Genomic DNA, 15647 nt, shown 5'->3' on the forward strand with positions numbered 1-15647 from the left:
GCGGGCGGCGCTGAGTGGGCGTCGGCGGGTGGAGCGCGGGCGGTCGGTCAGCACACGGTCAGCGAACGGACAGCGTTCGGTCAGCGCTTGGTGGTGCTGTTGAACTTCGAGCGGGACCAGACGTAACCGACGGAGGCGATGACCATGCACCAGGCCAGCGAGATCCACCCGCTGTTGCCGATCTCCGTGCCCGACAGCAGCCCGCGCAGGGTCTCGGTCATGGGGGTGAACGGCTGGTTCTCGGCGAACCAGCGCAGTCCCGGTGACATCGAGTCGGCCGGCACGAAGGCGGAGCCGAGGAAGGGGAGGAACTGGACGAGCAGCGGCTTGTTGCTCGCGGACTCGACCGTCTTGGAGATCAGACCGAGCGCCGCCGACAGCCAGGTCACCGCGAACGCGATGGCCGCCAGGAGCCCGGCCGCGGCCAGCCACTCCAGCGCGGTCGCGTCCGACCGGAAGCCGACGGCGAACGCGACGGCGACGACCGGCACGAGACAGGCCATCGTCTGCACGACGCTGCCGATCACATGTCCTGTCATGAACGAGGAGCGGGTGATGGGCATGGTCCGGAAGCGGTTGATGATGCCCTCGGTCATGTCCTGGCAGACCGCGATCGACGTCGACATCGACCCGGACGCGACGCCCATGATGATGATGCCGGGCGTCAGATAGTTCACGTAGGTGTCGCGGCCGCCTCCCATGCCCGCACCGATCGAGTCACCGAAGGCGTACGCGAACAGCAGCAGCATCAGAATCGGCGTCAGGGCGCTGCCGAAGCCGACCGCCGGGTAGCGGATGGCGTGCTTGAGGTTGCGCCGCAGCATGATCCGGGAGTCGTGCACGGCATAGGTGAGCGAACTCATCGCAGGGTCTCCTTGATGTGCAGCTGGGCGGCGTCGGCCGGGTCGGTGGAACCGGTGCCCTCGCCGGTCAGGGCGAGGAACACGTCGTCCAGGTCGGGGGTGTGCACGGAGAAGTCGGCGGTGCGGACGCCGGCGGCGTCGAGCCGGTCGAAGAGGGTGCGCAGCGCGTCGAGGTCACCGCCGCCCGCGAGCCGCAGGGCGAGGTTCTCGTCGTCACGGGCCGCGCTAGGGAAGGCCGCGCCTGCCTGCTCGTAGGCGGCGAGGTCGTCGAAGCGTAGACGTACGTGGCTGCCGGGGATCTGCGCCTTGAGTTCGTCGGCGGTGCCCTCGGCGACGATCCGGCCGCCGTCGAGCACGGCGATCCGGTCGGCCAACTGGTCGGCCTCCTCCAGGTACTGGGTGGTGAGGAAGACGGTGGTGCCGTTCGCGACAAGCCCGCGCACGGTGTCCCACATGGTGCGGCGACTGCGCGGGTCGAGTCCGGTCGTCGGCTCGTCCAGGAAGATCACCTGGGGGTCGCCGACCAGGGTCATCGCCAGGTCGAGCCGGCGACGCATGCCGCCGGAGAAGGTCGCGGCGCGGTTCTTGGCGACGTCCGCGATGTCGAACCGTTCGAGGAGGGCCTGGGTGCGGGCTCGGCCCTCGCGTCGGCCGAGGCGCAGCAGGTCGGCCATGAGCAGCAGGTTCTCCTCGGCGCTGAGGAGGTGGTCGAGGGCGGCGAACTGGCCGGTGACACCGATGGCGGCGCGTACCGCGTCGGGTTCGGCGGCGATGTCGTGGCCCGCGACCTGGGCGTGGCCGCCGTCCGCGCCGACCAGCGTGGAAAGGATCTCCACGGTGGTGGTCTTACCGGCTCCGTTCGGCCCGAGCAGGGCGAAGACGCTGCCGGAAGGGATGCGTAGATCGATGCCGTCGAGGACGGTCTTGTCGCCGTAGGACTTGCGCAGGCCAACGGCGGAGATCGCGGGGGCGGTCGAGGCCGAGACCGCTGTTTTGGATGTGGGCATGACAGATGAAGGCATGGAGCCCTCCCGGTGGGGGCCGAAGCCGAGGTGAAGGTGAAAGTGAAGGTGGCGGTGAAGGCGAGAGTGGTGGTGAAGGTGAAGTCGGTGGCGGGGCTCAGGGGCGGGCGCGGCGGACTTCGATGTTGCCCGCGCGGGTGCGGGCGTGGATCTTGACGGTGCCCTCCGTCTCCGCGGGCGGGGCGGCGTCGGCGAGGGTGTTGTGCACCTGCCCGTGTGCCGAGATGACGTCGAGCCAGGCGGCGGTGCCCTCGCGGACACCTACGTCGATGCTGCCGTACCCGGTGTCCAACTGGACGACCCCGGAGGCGACTTCGCCGAGCCGCAGACTGCCGTACGCCGTGGTGGCGGTGACGGAGTCCTCGGCGCGGGTGATGTCGACCTCGCCGTGCGCACCGCTCGCGCGGAGCTCGCCCGTCACGGTGCCGACGGTGATGTTGCCGTGCGAGTTCTTGAGCACGGCGGAGCCGTCGATCACCCCGACGCGCACGTTGCCGGAACTGGTGGACAGCTCGGCGGCGCCCTCGACGCGGGTGACGTGGATCGCGCCGTGGGCGGCGCTGACCTGGAGCGGCCCGGTCTCCTCGAGGCGGATGTTGCCGCCGGAGGTCTTCACATGGACCTCGCCGAGCCGGCCGTCACCGAGTACCTGGGTCCAGGAGCCGGTCACGTCCACGCGGGAGCCGACGGGCAGTTCGACCGTCACGTCGACGGCGCCGCTGGGGCCGATGAAGCGCCGCTCCCTGGTCCGCACGGTCAGGACGCCGCCCGCGTACGCGACCTCGGTCTGCTCGGCGGCCTTGATGTCCTTGTCCCGCTTCGGACTGGCGGGGCGGACCTCGACGACCGTGTCGGCGCGGTCGCTCGCGGTGAGCCGGATGGAGCCGGCGCCCACGTGAGCGGTGACGGAGATCGGTTCCGGAGTGTCGAAAGAAGGCATGGCTGTTCCGTCCTTCTGGGTCTGGTGGGCGTCCCTGCCGGTGAGACGTGACGTGGTGGGACGTGGTGAGGGGTGGTGGAAGTGGAGTGAGGTGCAGTGCAGTGCAGTCAGGTGACGTGTTCGGCGCGGAGCCCGGTCAGCGCACCCAACCGGTGAAGCTCTGTCCTACGGAGCGGCTCTTCTCCTGGGGGCGTGGGGTGGCGCCACCGGCGTCGAGGGCGCCGGACACGGCGCGGACGAGCCAGGCGTTGACCGACAGCCCCTCGCGGTTCGCGGCCTCTTCGGCGCGGGCCTTGAGGTGGGCCGGCAGGCGCAGATTGACCCGGGCCGTGCCGCCCTCGTCCGTCTCGACGACGCCTGCGGGCGCCGGCGGGGCGAGGGTCGCCGCCGGGGGCTCGGCGCGCGGTGCGTCGCTCGGCGGCGGCGTCACCACGAAGTCGGGGTCGAGCCCGCGCAGCCGTACGTCGACCGAGCCCGGGGCGAGCTCGACGGTGATCTCGTCCATCGCGGCGGACAGAGCGTTGAGCAGGGTCAGGCGGGTCGCCGACTCGAGCGGGGCGGTGAGGCGCTCGGCCAGGGCGCGGGCTTCGTCGCCACCGGCTTCGGCGGCCACCGCGAGCTCCCGCTGGAGCGACTCGACGTACGGCTTCAGGTCCATGACGTCATAGTGGCACCACTGTGGTGCCATGCGCAAGCGGTCCGGAGAAATTTGGCACCACGGTGGCGCGCGGTGGTGCCATCTGGTGTCGCGTGGTGTCTGGAGGTGCGGGAGGGGTTCGAGTGAGTGGGGTGGCCGGGCCGGAGGGGCGTTGCTGCGGGTCGGGGATCGACTCGATTCAGGTGCGATGCCCTTGCGGTAGTTGGGAGTTGAGGGATTGGGGGAGGCGTGATGAGGCGGGACGATCGTCGCTGTGAGGGGCGTCGGAGGGTGGCGGGAGATGTGAGGGGAGGGAGAGGTCGCCGAGCGGGCGTGGCGCCCGCAGGTACGCGAGGCGTTGCCGGTGGCACTCATTGGTGCCACGTGACGCCAGATGGTGCCAACGAGTGCCACGTGGTGCCGGAAGGTGCCGACGGGTGCCACGTGACGCCAGAAGGTGCCATTGGGCGTCGGAGTCATCTGGGAGCGGCGCCGGGCTGTGCCCGCTGTGACCCGGGGCGACGCCCGCGCGACTCGGCAGCCGAGGGCGAGCCCCACCCGGCCCCCGCTCTCCGCACTAGGGTCACCTCCATGCCTTTCGACGGGACGGGTGAGGCGGGGCCAGGGCCTGGGGCCGGGCCCGGTCCGGGGGCCGAGGCGGTCGCGGAGTTGGTGCGGGGTGCGCAGCGCGGCGATGCCCTGGCCATGGACGAGTTGCTCGGGGTTCTCGCCCCGTACGTGGGCCGGATCTGTGGGCCGATCGCATTGCAGGACGGGCCGGACGCGACGCAGGAGGCGCTGATCGTGGTGTTCCGGGGGATCGGCCGGCTGAAGGAGCCCGCCGCGCTGTTCGGCTGGGCGCGGGCGATCGCGGTGCGGGAGGCGATCAGATGGGCCGAGCGACGCCGGCGCCGCCAGACCGTTCCCGTGGAGCGGGCGGAGTGGGACGAACTGCCGGCGACGACCGAGGAGGATCCGGAACTGGCCTCCGACATCGCCGACGTGCTGCGGCGCCTCGCCCCAGAGCACCGCGCGGTCCTTGTGCTGCGGCACGTGGAAGGGCTAGGGGAGCAGGAAGTCGCGGAGCTGCTCGAGGTGCCCGTCGGGACGGTCAGGTCCCGGCTCTTCCGGGCCCGTAGATCATTCCGTTCGGGTTGGGGCTGACCGTGCGGAGACCCGGGCGGCCAGCCGGTCCAGCATCCGTTCGGCGCGGCGCGCGGACCACGGGGCCCGTACCCGGTCCGCGAGCTGCCCGCCGGGAAGCCGAAGGCTGCTGTAGAAGGCGAAGAGACAGCCGTCGTCGCCGTCCGCCCTGGCCGCCATGCCGCTGCCGAGCACCGCGCTCTGCATCAGGCACCAGCCGGGCCGCAGCACGATGTCGAACCGCTCCCGGTGCCCCAGCGCGCTGACCGCCCGTCCTTCGAAACGGTCCCCGGCGGCGGCACCTGCGGCACCCTCGCGCTCGCCGACCGGCGTCACGGCGAAGGAACGCAACCCGGAGACGAGCAGAGGCAGTTCGTGCTCGAGGTCGGAGGCGACGGCCCACACCTGTTCGACGGGGAACGCGAAGCGGCGCTCCGCGTAGACGGGCCGGCCGGACGCGCCCGCGATGACCTTCAGACGGCGCACCGGATCCAGCTCGGCCGTGGGCCAGCCGCCACCGTTCATCGCCGATGCCCCTTTCGCGCAGAAATCCTTGGCACGCAGAAATTTTCTCGGAATCCGAGGGAGTGCTTCGGCGTCCGCCTGCCCCTTCCTCCATGAGACCAGACAAGCGAACCCCGGGGAGACCCCATGGAGACCTTCGAGAGCCGACCGCGATCAGCCGAGTCCGAAGAGCCGCAGGACGTGCGGCACCGGTACGTGACCGTACGAGACGGCCTGCGCCTGCACATCACCGAGACCGGACAGGGCGAGCCCGTGCTCCTCCTGCACGGGTTCCCGCAGGACGGACGCGCCTGGCGCCGCCTGGCCCCACTCCTCGGCGACCAGTACCGCCTCATCTGCGTGGACCAGCGAGGCTTCGGCCGCTCCGACGCGCCGCGCACCGGCTACGACACGGACACCCGCGTTGCCGACGTCATCGCCCTGCTCGACGCGCTCGCTCTCGACCGGGTCCACCTCATCGGGCACGACTGGGGCGCCTGGGCGGGCTTCCACCTGTGTCTGCGAGCACCCCAGCGCGTGAGGCGCTTCCTGGCGCTGAACATGATGCATCCGTGGCCCCGCCACCGCAGACTGCTGCCGCAGGCCTGGCGCTTCTGGTACACGGCCCTGCTCGAACAGCCGCTCCTGGGCCGCTGGTTGCTCCACAAGCGCCCCGCCTTCACCCGCCACCTCCTCCGCAAGGGCGTGGTGGACCGGACGACCTGGGAACCTGCCGTGCTCGACGAATACACCCGCTCCAGCGCCGAGCCCGGCCGGGCCCGCGCCGGCGAAGCCCTCCACCGTGCCTTCGCCCTGCGAGACATCGCCCGCCTCGCCCTGGGCCGCTACAGAAAGCTGTGCCTCACCACGCCCACCGTGATCCTCGGCGGCGAACGGGACTTCATGCTGCCCCCGTCCGTCCTCACACCCCCGGGCACGGCCCGCGCGAGCGACCTCCGCATAGAGGTGCTGCCGGACGTCGGCCACTACGCGCACGAGGAACGCCCCGACGCGGTGGCCGAGGCGGCCCGCACCCTCTTCGGGAGCTGACGCCGACGGAGACGGCCTGGGGGCGCCCAGGACTCAGCCGCGCTGCCGCCCCAGCAGTCGCGCGCCGAACCCGTAGTAAAGACCGAGCAGCACGCCTCCCACGGCGGCGACGATGCCGGTGGCCCGCCCGCTGCCCACCGCGCTCGTGAGCACGAGGGCGGCGGCGTACACGGTCGGCAGCCACCAGTTGAATCCGGCACGCGCGGTCGGCTTGGGCTGCTCCATCTGATCCCCCGTCATAGAGCTGTCGTAGTCGGGGCGATCTTTCCAGCCACACCAGATTCCGGAGAGGCATTTGGAAAACATGTACGAAGGCGAGGGCGAGGGTCGGGGAGAGGGGTGCGGCCACGAACTCGCCGAGCCCACCCCGCCTCCATCAGCACCCCGACTCCCACCCCGACCCCGACCTCAACACTCGAAGACGGACCAGCAGATGTCGTTCCGCAGCCGCTGGTCGTCGAGCACGAGGGCGCGGATCGGGTCCGGCAAGCGGTCCCGCTGCCACCGGCACTCGCGCCGCCCCGCGGCATCCGCCTCGTCCTTCGGCGCGGCGGCCCGGGCCGCCTTGATCGCGTACGCGGCCGCGCCGAGCTCGTGCGCGGCGACATGGGCGACGACGGCGGCCTGCCCGGCGGCGTACGCGGCGTTCCGGGCGGCGCCCTTCAGATCGCGCGCCGCACCCATCGCATGCCCGCCGGCCGCCCGCGTCTCCATCATCTTGAACTCGCCGCGCACCCAGGCCCGCGCATATGCGATCGCCTCCCGAGGCCGCGGATCGTCGGGCCGCTCCGCCTCGAACAAGGGCAGGACGTGCTCGGCGCAGTCGGCGGCCCACAGGGCCAGCAGGTGGTGATCGTCGTCGGTGAGCGTCCCGCCGCGTCGGATCGTGATGAACCGGGGGTCTCTCACCTTGGGGAGGATCATGCCCGCACGGTAGCGGCCGACGACCGCCGAGGCGGGTCAAGCAGCCAACTTCTCCTTCACCGCGACCAGTTCCTCGTCCGGCCTGACCATCCGGGAGAGGACGTCCAAGTCGTCGGGGCTGTAGCGGGCCCGCACCTCGTCCCAGTGCTCGGCGGCGGCCTCCAGCGGTTCGACAGCCTCCGCGAGCCGGCCCAGCCGGTGCAGCGCCAGCCCGTAGTACCCGGCGGCCTCCCAGCGGTACGCGGCGTCGCCGTCCTGCTCCCAGGCCATACGCAGGAAGGGCTCGGCCTCGGCGTGGGCGCCGCGCTGGGCCTTCAGCTTGCCCGCGAGCATGCTGTTGAGCCCGGACCCGTCCTCGGCGGCGCGCACGTACCAGCGCTCCGCCTCCCGATAGTCCCGGTGGTACTCGGAGAGCCAGCCCATGTGGTGGCAGGCGTCGTGGTGCCCCGCCTCGGCGGCCGTTCGGTACCACTGATCGCGCAGCACGGGCTCGCGCCGCTTGTCATAGACCTCGGCGAGGTCGTGCGCCGCCTCCGGGTCCCCGGCCAGCGCGGCGGGTTCGATCAGCCGGAACAGCTGGGCCGCGTCCGCGCCGCCCCAGTCGCGGACGATCTGCGCGTAGGCGAACCCGGCCTGGACGTCACCGGCCTCGGCCCGCTCGCGCAGCCCGGGCAGCCGGTCCAGGTCCTTGCCGGGGGCGGCGGTCTCGCCCCCGCGGATCGCGGCGATCCGCGCGAGCTGCTCGACGACGTCCTCGTCCTCCTCACCGACCGCACGGAACCAGCGCTCGGCTTCCTCGTAGCGCCGCTGCCGCTTGCACAAGAGGGCGAGGTTCCACTGCGCCGCCTTGTGGTCGTACCCGGTCGCGACCTCGTACCAGCGTTCGGCCTCGACGAGATCGCCGCGCTGCTCGTGCAGGACCCCGAGCGCGTACGAGGCCCCCTGGTATCCCGCTTCGTGCGCGCCGTGCAGCAGGCCCAGCGCCTCGGGCCAGGCGGCGTCGCCGCCCGTCTCCGTCAGGAACACGGCGTGATCCACCCGGGCGGACGCGGAGAGCGCGGACGCCCGCCGGTACAGGGCGGCGGCTTCGACGGTCAGGCCCGGGTAGGTGCGGAAATGCTTCTCGAGATCGAAGAGCGGACGCAGCGCCTCGACCGCGGCCTCCTCGTCCCCCTCGGCCTCGGCGGCGTCGAGATCCGCCGCGACGCGGTCGAAGTCCGCGCGGATCGAGTCGAACAGCTGCGACCAGCGGAAGACCGCGATGTCGCCGAGTTCGATGTCGCTCATCAGGAACTTCGACGCCTCGTCGAGCTTCCCCTCGGCCGCGAGCAGCTTGCCGAGCTCGATCTTGCAGTCGAGATGCCGCCCGTCCTCCCACCCGCGCCGGAACCACTCGACGGCCTCGGGATCCCCGTTCTCCCGCAGCAGCACCCCGAGCCCGTACGCGCTCGGCGCGTGCCGCTCGGCGACGGCCCGGTACAGCGCGTCGGCCCCCGCCCGGTCACCTCGGATCTTCCGGTAGCGGGCCAGCGTGTAGTGAGAGAAGGCGTCCCCGGCCGCCACGGCCCGCTCCCAGTACGGGATGCCCTCGTCCACGTACGAATTGAGCACGAAGAAGTCGGTCCCCCGCCGAGCTCCCTGAGCATCCCCGGAAACCGCAGCGCCGACCAGAGCCTCACCGCGCGCCTGTATGTCCTGCGTGGTCGTCATGATCACATCGTGTCAGGCGACGCCAAGTTACTTCGAACGGGCGGAAGTTCACGCCTCACTCGTAGACGGTCGCGGCCTCGAGGGCCTGCGCGAAGAACCGCCAGTCACCGTCCGTCGGCATCTCGCGCCCGGCGTTGCGGTACCAGCCGTCCGCGTCGTCGATCCAGGCCGACAGCGCGCCCAGGAAGCTCGGAAGATCCGGGTTCTCCCACGTGCTCTCGTGCTCGGCGTGACGGCGATGGAGGGAGCGCACGAAGCGGGCAAGGTCTTCTCGGCTCTGAACGTGCTCGGGCGAGGCGGTCATGCGCTGCAACCTACGCGGGGCGGTCGCGGGACCGACGCCCGGCGGAGCGGACCGCCGAGGACCTCATGGCCGCGCAAACAGAAAGGCCCCACCGAAGTAGGGCTGGCGAGAGGCGCCCCCGGCAGGACTCGAACCTGCGGCCAAGCGCTTAGAAGGCGCCTGCTCTATCCACTGAGCTACGGGGGCCGGTGTGTGGCCGGTGGCTCGGACGGACGGATGTGGGGGAGATCCGTGACCTTGCCGGGGACAAGGATAGAGCTCCCGGGTCCCTGTCCCTGTTGCTTCGCCTCCGTTTCGTCGCTGTGGCTCGATGTGGAGGTTCGGTGAAGCGGACCTGATAATCGCAGATGGGTACGAATCCTGCAGTGCTTTTGGTGCCTCGCGTCACGGGTGTTGTGCACTCGTTATGCCTGCGCCCCCACTTGTCCCTCGGTGCCCGCTGTGCGCTTCCTGTGTCGTATCGCACGACTTATCGGCGCGCAGACGGGGTCATATGCTTCAGAAAGCCACCAAAATTGGGCATTCTTCGCATGTGGTGACCTTGGACGTACGGCCTCAGCTGCTCGACGCTCTCACCGTGCTGCGCGACCGTGTCGCCGCCGCGCGTTTCCCGCTCCCCCTGCCGGGGGCGCCACGCGCGCGTGCCAACCGCGGTGAGTTGCTCGCCCAGCTCGACGACTATCTCGTGCCCCGCCTGCGGGCGCCTGAAGCCCCGCTGCTCGCCGTGATCGGCGGATCCACGGGCTCGGGCAAGTCGACCCTCGTGAACTCGCTCGTGGGACGGGTGGTGAGCGAGGCGGGCGTGTTGCGCCCGACGACCCGTACCCCGGTGCTGGTCTGCCATCCGGACGACCACCACTGGTTCTCCGGGATGAGGGTCCTGCCTGACCTGACACGCGTGTGGATGCCCCGCCAGACCGAGGGCGAGGGCGACGGCGCGGAGAGGGAGCCGGACGACGACGCGCTCGTGCCGCTCATGGAGGACGGCGAACGCGCCCTGCGCGTGGAGACCGCCGGCACCGTGCCGCGCGGCCTCGCCCTCCTCGACGCCCCCGACGTCGACTCCCTGATCGCCGAGAACCGCGTGCTCGCCGCCCGCCTGATCAGCGCGGCCGACGTGTGGGTCATGGTGACCACCGCCGCCCGCTACGCCGACGCCGTGCCCTGGCGCATGCTCCGTACCGCGAAGGAGTACAACGCCAGCCTCGTCACCGTCCTCGACCGGGTGCCGCACCAGGTGCTCGCCGAGGTGTCGCAGCAGTACGGCGCCCTGCTCACCAAGGCGGGGCTCGGCGAGGTCCCGATGTACACCGTGCCCGAGCTGCCCGAGTCGACCCGCGACGGCGGACTGCTGCCGGCCACCGCCGTCGCCCCGCTGCGCGCCTGGCTCGCCCACCGCGCCCAGGACCCGGCCGCCCGCGGCATCGCCCTCGCCCGCACCGCCCGCGGCGTCCTGGAGTCCCTGCGCGTACGGATGCCGGAACTGGCCTCCGCCGTCGCTCTCCAGTACTCCGCGACCGTACGGCTCACGACCGCCGCCGAGGAGGTGTACGACGACGAGCACGCGCGCGTGAAGGAGCGGTTGCAGAACGGCGCGGTGCTCGCCGGGGACGCGCTCAAGCGGTGGCGCAGCTATCCGCTGGACTGTACGGCGGGTGAGCTGCTCGACGCCCTCGTGGAGAGCCTGGGTTCGCTCCTGCTGTGCGCCGTCACCGCGGCGGACGCGCGCGTGGACGCGGCCTGGCGCCGCGAACCGGGCGGCGACGCGCCCGAACTCACCGGGCGCGACCGGGGGCTGGAGAGCGCCGAGCACCGTATCGGGCTGGCCGTACGCCGCTGGCGGCGCGTCCTGGAGGAGTACGCGGAGGAGCAGGTGCGCGGCGTCGCCGAGCTGACCGGGGGCACGCCGCCGGACCCGGAGGCCGTCGCCGCGCTCGTCGCCACCGCCCTGCTCGGCGGCCGCCGCGCCAAGGCCGCGGGCGAGCACCTCGCCGAACGCATCGGCGCCCAGGGCGCCCTGCGCCTGCGCGACCGCGGCGGCCGCCTGCTCACGGAGTACGTCGACAGCGTGCTCGGCACCGAACGCGAGCGCCGGCTCGCCCCCATGGACGCACTCGGCGTCGGCCCCGAGCCCCAGGCCGAACTCATCGCGGCCCTGTCGCTGCTGCAGAAGGAGAGGTGAGGGCGGTGACCACCGTCACGGATACGACCGAGAAGGCCGAGAAGGCCGCGAAGGCCGAGAGGACTGAGAGGGCCGCGAAGGCGGAGAAGGCCGGGCGCGCTGAGCACGCCGAGTACACCGAGCACGGCGGGAACCTCAGGAGCGCCGGGAAGACGGGAAGGAAGGCCGCGCGGGGCGAGCGGGGCGAGAAGGCCGGGCCCTGGGACGACGGGCTCATCGCCCGGCGCGCCGAGGGCCGCCCGGCCGACGCCCTGACCACGTCCCCGTCCCCGGCACACGCCCCGGACACGACGGACCCGCTCAGCGCCCGCCTGGAGGCCCTGCGCGAGCTCGTCGGCCTGTCCCGCGCGCGGCTCGACGCCGGAACCCTCACCGAGGCGGGCCGGGTCCTCGACGAGGCCGCGGCCCGGCGCCGGCTGTCCTCCCGGCACACCGTCGTCGCCGTCGCCGGAGCGACCGGCAGCGGCAAGTCGACCCTGTTCAACGCCCTCGCCGGCGTCCCCCTCTCCGAGACCGGCCTGCGCCGCCCCACCACCTCCGCGCCGATCGCGTGCAGCTGGACCGACGGAGCCGCCGCCCTCCTCGACCGCCTCGGCATCCCGGGCCGCTCCCGCCGCCGCCCGATCCAGCAGGGCGCACCCGGTTCCCTCGACGGGCTCGTCCTCGTCGACCTGCCCGACCACGACTCGGCCGCGCCCGAGCACCAGCACACCGTCGACCGGGTCCTCGATCTCGTCGACGCCGTGATCTGGGTCGTCGACCCTGAGAAGTACGCCGACGCGATGCTCCACGAGCGCTATCTGCGCCCCATGGCGGGGCACGCCGAGGTGATGTTCGTGGTGCTCAACCAGGTCGACCGGCTGCCCGACGAGGCCGCCGAGCAGGTCCTCGACGACCTGCGCCGCCTCCTCGACGAGGACGGCATCGCGCTCGGCGAGTACGGCGAGCCCGGCGCCACCGTGCTGCCGCTGTCCGCCCTCACCGGCGAGGGCGTGGGCGAACTGCGCGACGCCCTCGACCAGTTCACCGCGACCCGGCGGGCCGCCGAGCGCCGCATCGCCGCCGACATCGACGCGACCGCCGACCGGCTGCGGCCGCTGTACGCGGCGGGCCGGCAGGTCGGGCTGAGCGAGTTGGCCCGGGAGGAGTTCACCGACCGGCTCGCCGAGGCCGTCGGCGCCGCTGCCGCGGGACAGGCCGCCGAACGGGCCTGGGCCCGCGGCGCCAACCGCGCCTGCGGCACCCCGTGGCTGCGGCTGTGGCGCTGGTACGACGCCCGGCGCTCCCTCGCCTCGGCGATCCCGGCGCCCTCGGCCCCGGCCGACGACGAGATCACGGCGCGCCAGCGCGTCGAGCACGCCGTACGGGAGGTCGGCGACGCCGCCGCCACGGGCCTGCCCGCCAGCTGGGCACAGTCCGTACGGGACGCCGCCGCGCGCGGCGCCGAGGACCTCCCGGAGGCACTGGACGAGCTGGCGGCTTCGGCCGCCTCGCCCCAGGGCGGCTCGCGCAGGCAGCGCGCCGCGTACACGCCGGGGGCGCGTCCGCCGCGTCCCAAGTGGTGGCCGTTCGCCGTGCTCGTCCAGGTCGGTATGACGCTGCTCCAACTGCTCGGCGGGCTCTGGCTGGTGGCGCAGATCGTGGGTGCCGTCTCGCCGAACCTGGGCGTGCCGGTGCTGATGATGCTGACCGGGATCGTGGGCGGGCCGTGCGTCGAATGGGCCTGCCGGGCCGCGGCGAAGGGTCCGGCGCGGCGGTACGGGCAGGAGGCGGAGCGGCGGCTGCGCGACGCGGCGGCGGCGTGCGGCCGGGCCCGGGTCCTTGACCCCGTCGCGGCGGAGCTGCTGCGCTACCGCGAGGTCAGGGAGCAGTACGTACGGGTGACGGGGTTTTCCACAACCGGCCGGTAGGTCACAGGCCGGAGCGGGGGAGCGGGGGCGGGAGCAGTCTGGGGATCGCGGTCCGGGAAGGGCTCGGGCCGCGATCACGCGTCCGGGCAGGGGCCGGCGCGGGAGGGGAGCGGACATGAACGAGACGCTGCTGACGGTCGTGGGGAACGTGGCGACGACGCCGGTGTTCCGGGAGCTGCCGACGGGGCCGGTGGCCCGGTTCCGGCTCGCGGTGACGGCGCGCCGTTTCGACGCGGGGCAAGGGGCGTGGGTGGACAGCCACACGAACTTCTTCACGGTGTGGGCCTGGGGGAATCTGGGGGCGAACGTGCAGGGGTCGGTGTCGGTCGGTGAACCGGTCATCGTGCAGGGCCGGTTGAAGGTGCGTGACGAGGAGCGGGGCGGCCAGCACTGGACGTCGGCCGACATCCAGGCGACGGCCGTCGGGCACGACCTGTCGCGGGGCACGGCCGCCTTCCGCCGGGCGACGGCCCGCAAGGCGGCCACCGCGACGGAGGGTCAACAGGCCCGGGACGAACCGTCGTTCGAGATCGAGCCGGAGCCTCAGCCGGAGCCGGTCGGCTGAGGCGTTCGGCCGCGGGGGACCCATGGTGCGGTCGGCCGGGGTGTTCGGTCGCGGGGTGGACCCATGGTGTGAGCCGCTGAGGTGGGGTTTCCGGATGTGGGCACTCCGGATGCCCGATGTGCGGCCTATCGCGCCTTGCGTGCCGGTGATTTGTCGACAAGTCCAGCTCAGGGCGCGTGTCGGCGATAACGATTGCGAGTCGGATCGGTTGCCGGGCGGCCGCTGCGGGGATCGTGAACAGCCGCTTACCTAGGATGCCGGGCGTGGCTCGAGCGAATCGAGGCGGCTCAGCGGGTTCACGAAGCCTCAGATGTCGCCCGGGTCACTGTGGTTGGCGACGAAGTGACCTCGATCTGCCGGCGGGACACCACCCCCCATGTGTCGACGCGTTCCGCCTGAAGGGGATTACGTGTTTTCTGTGTTCTCGCGGGCCGTGCGGGCCTCGTGGCGCGGGCGGGCCTGTGCCCGGGCCGCCGCGGCGGTCGCCGTGTCCGGCCTCCTGGCCGCCGGGGCGATAACCGGCGCCGGAGCGGCCCAGGCCGATGACGGCACCCAGCAGGAGGGTGGCGCCGGCGCCACCCTGGGAGGCCTCGAGACCTACGGCACGGCCGTGCTGCACGACAGCGGGCACGACGAGAAGATCCCCGCCGGACTGTTCCGGATGACCGTCGACGGCGGCGGCACGCTGCAGACGTACTGCATCGACCTGCACAACCCGACGCAGACCGACGCCAAGTACCAGGAGACTCCCTGGAGCGGCACGTCTCTGAGCCAGAACAAGGACGCGGGCCGCATCCGCTGGATCCTGCAGAACTCCTACCCGCAGGTGAACGACCTGGCCGCGCTCGCCCGCAAGGCCGGCGCCGGGAGCCTCACCGAGCAGGACGCCGCGACCGGCACCCAGGTCGCGATCTGGCGGTACTCGGACGGGGCCGACGTCGACGCGGAGAGCCCCGCCGCCGAGAAGCTCGCGGACTACCTGCAGCGCAGCGCCCGCGACCTCACCGAGCCGAGCGCCTCGCTGAGCCTCGTGCCCTCCGCCGTGTCGGGGCACCCGGGGGAGCGGCTCGGCCCGGTCACCGTGCGGACGAACGCGGACGCGCTCACCGTCACCCCGCCCGCCGAGGCGGCGTCCGGCGGCGTGAGGCTCGTCGACGCCAAGGGCGAGCCCGTCGTCTCCGCCTCCAACGGCAGCAAGATCTACTTCGATGTGCCCGAGGAAGCCGCCGCCGGCTCGGCCGCGCTGACCGTGCAGGGTTCGACGACCGTGCCCGTCGGCCGCGCCTTCACCTCCGACAGCCGCAGCCAGACCCAGATCCTCGCGGGCTCCAGCGAGTCCGCGGTCTCCGCGACCGCGACCGCGACCTGGGCCGCCAAGGGGCCCGTGCCCGCGCTGTCGGCCCGTGAGAACTGCGCGAAGGGCGGCGTGGACATCACCGCGGTGAACAAGGGGGACGCGCCCTTCACCTTCACCCTGATGGACACCGAGTACTCCATCCCCGCCGAGTCCACGCAGACGGTGACCGTCCCGCTGCAGGAGGACCAGGCGTACGACTTCACGATCCGGGGCCCGCACGGCTTCACCAAGCGCCTGCGCGGCGTCCTGGACTGCCGCACCGCGTCGGCGGCCCTGGCCGTCACCTCCGACGACGGCGGCCTGCGCCCCCAGGCGACGACCCGCCCGAGCCCCGCGTCCGTCGGCGGCACCGGCACCCCCGGCCAGGACCTCGCCGAGACCGGCAGCTCGAACGCGACCCCGATCATCGCGGGCGCGGCGATCGCCCTCGTGGTCGTCGGCGGCGGCGCCCTGTTCCTCTCCCGCCGCAAGAAGACCCCGGACCAGCAGAACGACTGATCCCGAACGCTCCGGTCCACCCGCCACCACTGCCCGCC

At 72.5% G+C, this 15647-nt stretch carries 15 protein-coding genes and 1 tRNA gene; 6 read left to right on the forward strand and 10 right to left on the reverse strand.

Annotated elements, in window-relative coordinates; all coding sequences use genetic code 11:
* Positions 1 to 80: 80 nt before the first annotated feature.
* From IAG42_RS23130 to IAG42_RS23145, 4 genes are all read right to left on the reverse strand, one after another.
* Positions 81 to 863, reverse strand: a complete 783-nt coding sequence (locus tag IAG42_RS23130; protein WP_188338867.1) for an ABC transporter permease — start codon at positions 861 to 863, stop codon at positions 81 to 83.
* Positions 860 to 1870, reverse strand: a complete 1011-nt coding sequence (locus tag IAG42_RS23135) for an ATP-binding cassette domain-containing protein (RefSeq protein WP_394811236.1) — start codon at positions 1868 to 1870, stop codon at positions 860 to 862. The genes IAG42_RS23130 and IAG42_RS23135 overlap by 4 nt, the downstream gene beginning before the upstream one ends.
* 112 nt (positions 1871 to 1982) lie before the next feature.
* Positions 1983 to 2825: a DUF4097 family beta strand repeat-containing protein gene (locus IAG42_RS23140; protein ID WP_188338869.1), complete on the reverse strand. Its 843-nt coding sequence runs from the start codon at positions 2823 to 2825 to the stop codon at positions 1983 to 1985.
* A 136-nt stretch (positions 2826 to 2961) separates the two neighbouring features.
* Positions 2962 to 3483, reverse strand: coding sequence for a toxin-antitoxin system HicB family antitoxin (locus tag IAG42_RS23145; RefSeq protein WP_188338870.1), 522 nt, complete (start codon positions 3481 to 3483; stop codon positions 2962 to 2964).
* A 570-nt stretch (positions 3484 to 4053) separates the two neighbouring features.
* On the opposite strand from IAG42_RS23145, the gene IAG42_RS23150 reads away from it, so the two are divergent.
* Positions 4054 to 4626: an RNA polymerase sigma factor gene (locus tag IAG42_RS23150; protein WP_188338871.1), complete on the forward strand. Its 573-nt coding sequence runs from the start codon at positions 4054 to 4056 to the stop codon at positions 4624 to 4626.
* Here IAG42_RS23150 and IAG42_RS23155 read toward each other — a convergent pair.
* Positions 4603 to 5130, reverse strand: a complete 528-nt coding sequence (locus IAG42_RS23155; RefSeq protein ID WP_188338872.1) for a hypothetical protein — start codon at positions 5128 to 5130, stop codon at positions 4603 to 4605. The two genes, IAG42_RS23150 and IAG42_RS23155, sit on opposite strands and share 24 nt — an antisense overlap.
* A 126-nt stretch (positions 5131 to 5256) precedes the next feature.
* Here IAG42_RS23155 and IAG42_RS23160 point away from each other — a divergent pair, with 126 nt between their 5' ends.
* Positions 5257 to 6159, forward strand: coding sequence for an alpha/beta fold hydrolase (locus tag IAG42_RS23160; protein ID WP_188338873.1), 903 nt, complete (start codon positions 5257 to 5259; stop codon positions 6157 to 6159).
* 33 nt (positions 6160 to 6192) lie between these two features.
* On the opposite strand, the gene IAG42_RS23165 is transcribed toward IAG42_RS23160, so the two are convergent.
* From IAG42_RS23165 to IAG42_RS23185, 5 genes are all read right to left on the reverse strand, one after another.
* Complete coding sequence (locus IAG42_RS23165; RefSeq protein WP_188338874.1) at positions 6193 to 6399, reverse strand: hypothetical protein; 207 nt, start codon at positions 6397 to 6399, stop codon at positions 6193 to 6195.
* A 168-nt stretch (positions 6400 to 6567) separates the two neighbouring features.
* Positions 6568 to 7083 carry a putative immunity protein gene (locus tag IAG42_RS23170; protein ID WP_188338875.1) on the reverse strand — a complete coding sequence of 172 codons (516 nt, stop codon included), beginning with the start codon at positions 7081 to 7083 and terminating at the stop codon, positions 6568 to 6570.
* Between the two features lie 36 nt (positions 7084 to 7119).
* A complete protein-coding gene (locus IAG42_RS23175; RefSeq protein WP_223206130.1) occupies positions 7120 to 8793 on the reverse strand; it encodes an SEL1-like repeat protein in 1674 nt (557 codons plus the stop codon).
* Positions 8794 to 8848: 55 nt separating this feature from the next.
* Positions 8849 to 9097 (reverse strand): DUF7660 family protein, encoded by a 249-nt coding sequence (locus IAG42_RS23180; protein ID WP_188338876.1) that lies wholly within the window; start codon positions 9095 to 9097, stop codon positions 8849 to 8851.
* 113 nt (positions 9098 to 9210) lie between these two features.
* A tRNA-Arg gene (locus IAG42_RS23185) sits at positions 9211 to 9283 on the reverse strand.
* Positions 9284 to 9629: 346 nt separating this feature from the next.
* Between IAG42_RS23185 and IAG42_RS38095 the strand changes: the two genes are divergently transcribed.
* The 4 genes from IAG42_RS38095 (at position 9630) to IAG42_RS23200 (ending at position 15609) form a co-directional block, all read left to right on the forward strand.
* Positions 9630 to 11279 (forward strand): dynamin family protein, encoded by a 1650-nt coding sequence (locus IAG42_RS38095; RefSeq protein ID WP_223206131.1) that lies wholly within the window; start codon positions 9630 to 9632, stop codon positions 11277 to 11279.
* A complete protein-coding gene (locus IAG42_RS23190) occupies positions 11276 to 13189 on the forward strand; it encodes a YfjP family GTPase (protein ID WP_223206132.1) in 1914 nt (637 codons plus the stop codon). Before IAG42_RS38095 ends, IAG42_RS23190 begins: the two co-directional genes overlap by 4 nt.
* A 115-nt stretch (positions 13190 to 13304) precedes the next feature.
* Positions 13305 to 13754 carry a single-stranded DNA-binding protein gene (locus tag IAG42_RS23195; protein ID WP_188338878.1) on the forward strand — a complete coding sequence of 150 codons (450 nt, stop codon included), beginning with the start codon at positions 13305 to 13307 and terminating at the stop codon, positions 13752 to 13754.
* Positions 13755 to 14172: 418 nt separating this feature from the next.
* Positions 14173 to 15609, forward strand: a complete 1437-nt coding sequence (locus IAG42_RS23200; RefSeq protein WP_223206430.1) for a Cys-Gln thioester bond-forming surface protein — start codon at positions 14173 to 14175, stop codon at positions 15607 to 15609.
* Positions 15610 to 15647 lie beyond the last annotated feature (38 nt).

This window comes from Streptomyces xanthii, assembly GCF_014621695.1.
GTDB classification, from domain to species: Bacteria; Actinomycetota; Actinomycetes; order Streptomycetales; family Streptomycetaceae; genus Streptomyces; species Streptomyces xanthii.

Coding starts and splice junctions, on each gene's coding strand:
- IAG42_RS23130 (WP_188338867.1), bottom strand. CDS start 863: ATGAGTTCGCTCACCTATGCCGTGCACGACTCCCGGATCATGCTGCGG.
- IAG42_RS23135 (WP_394811236.1), bottom strand. CDS start 1,870: ATGCCCACATCCAAAACAGCGGTCTCGGCCTCGACCGCCCCCGCGATC.
- IAG42_RS23140 (WP_188338869.1), bottom strand. CDS start 2,825: ATGCCTTCTTTCGACACTCCGGAACCGATCTCCGTCACCGCTCACGTG.
- IAG42_RS23145 (WP_188338870.1), bottom strand. CDS start 3,483: ATGGACCTGAAGCCGTACGTCGAGTCGCTCCAGCGGGAGCTCGCGGTG.
- IAG42_RS23150 (WP_188338871.1), top strand. CDS start 4,054: ATGCCTTTCGACGGGACGGGTGAGGCGGGGCCAGGGCCTGGGGCCGGG.
- IAG42_RS23155 (WP_188338872.1), bottom strand. CDS start 5,130: ATGAACGGTGGCGGCTGGCCCACGGCCGAGCTGGATCCGGTGCGCCGT.
- IAG42_RS23160 (WP_188338873.1), top strand. CDS start 5,257: ATGGAGACCTTCGAGAGCCGACCGCGATCAGCCGAGTCCGAAGAGCCG.
- IAG42_RS23165 (WP_188338874.1), bottom strand. CDS start 6,399: ATGACGGGGGATCAGATGGAGCAGCCCAAGCCGACCGCGCGTGCCGGA.
- IAG42_RS23170 (WP_188338875.1), bottom strand. CDS start 7,083: ATGATCCTCCCCAAGGTGAGAGACCCCCGGTTCATCACGATCCGACGC.
- IAG42_RS23175 (WP_223206130.1), bottom strand. CDS start 8,793: ATGACGACCACGCAGGACATACAGGCGCGCGGTGAGGCTCTGGTCGGC.
- IAG42_RS23180 (WP_188338876.1), bottom strand. CDS start 9,097: ATGACCGCCTCGCCCGAGCACGTTCAGAGCCGAGAAGACCTTGCCCGC.
- IAG42_RS23195 (WP_188338878.1), top strand. CDS start 13,305: ATGAACGAGACGCTGCTGACGGTCGTGGGGAACGTGGCGACGACGCCG.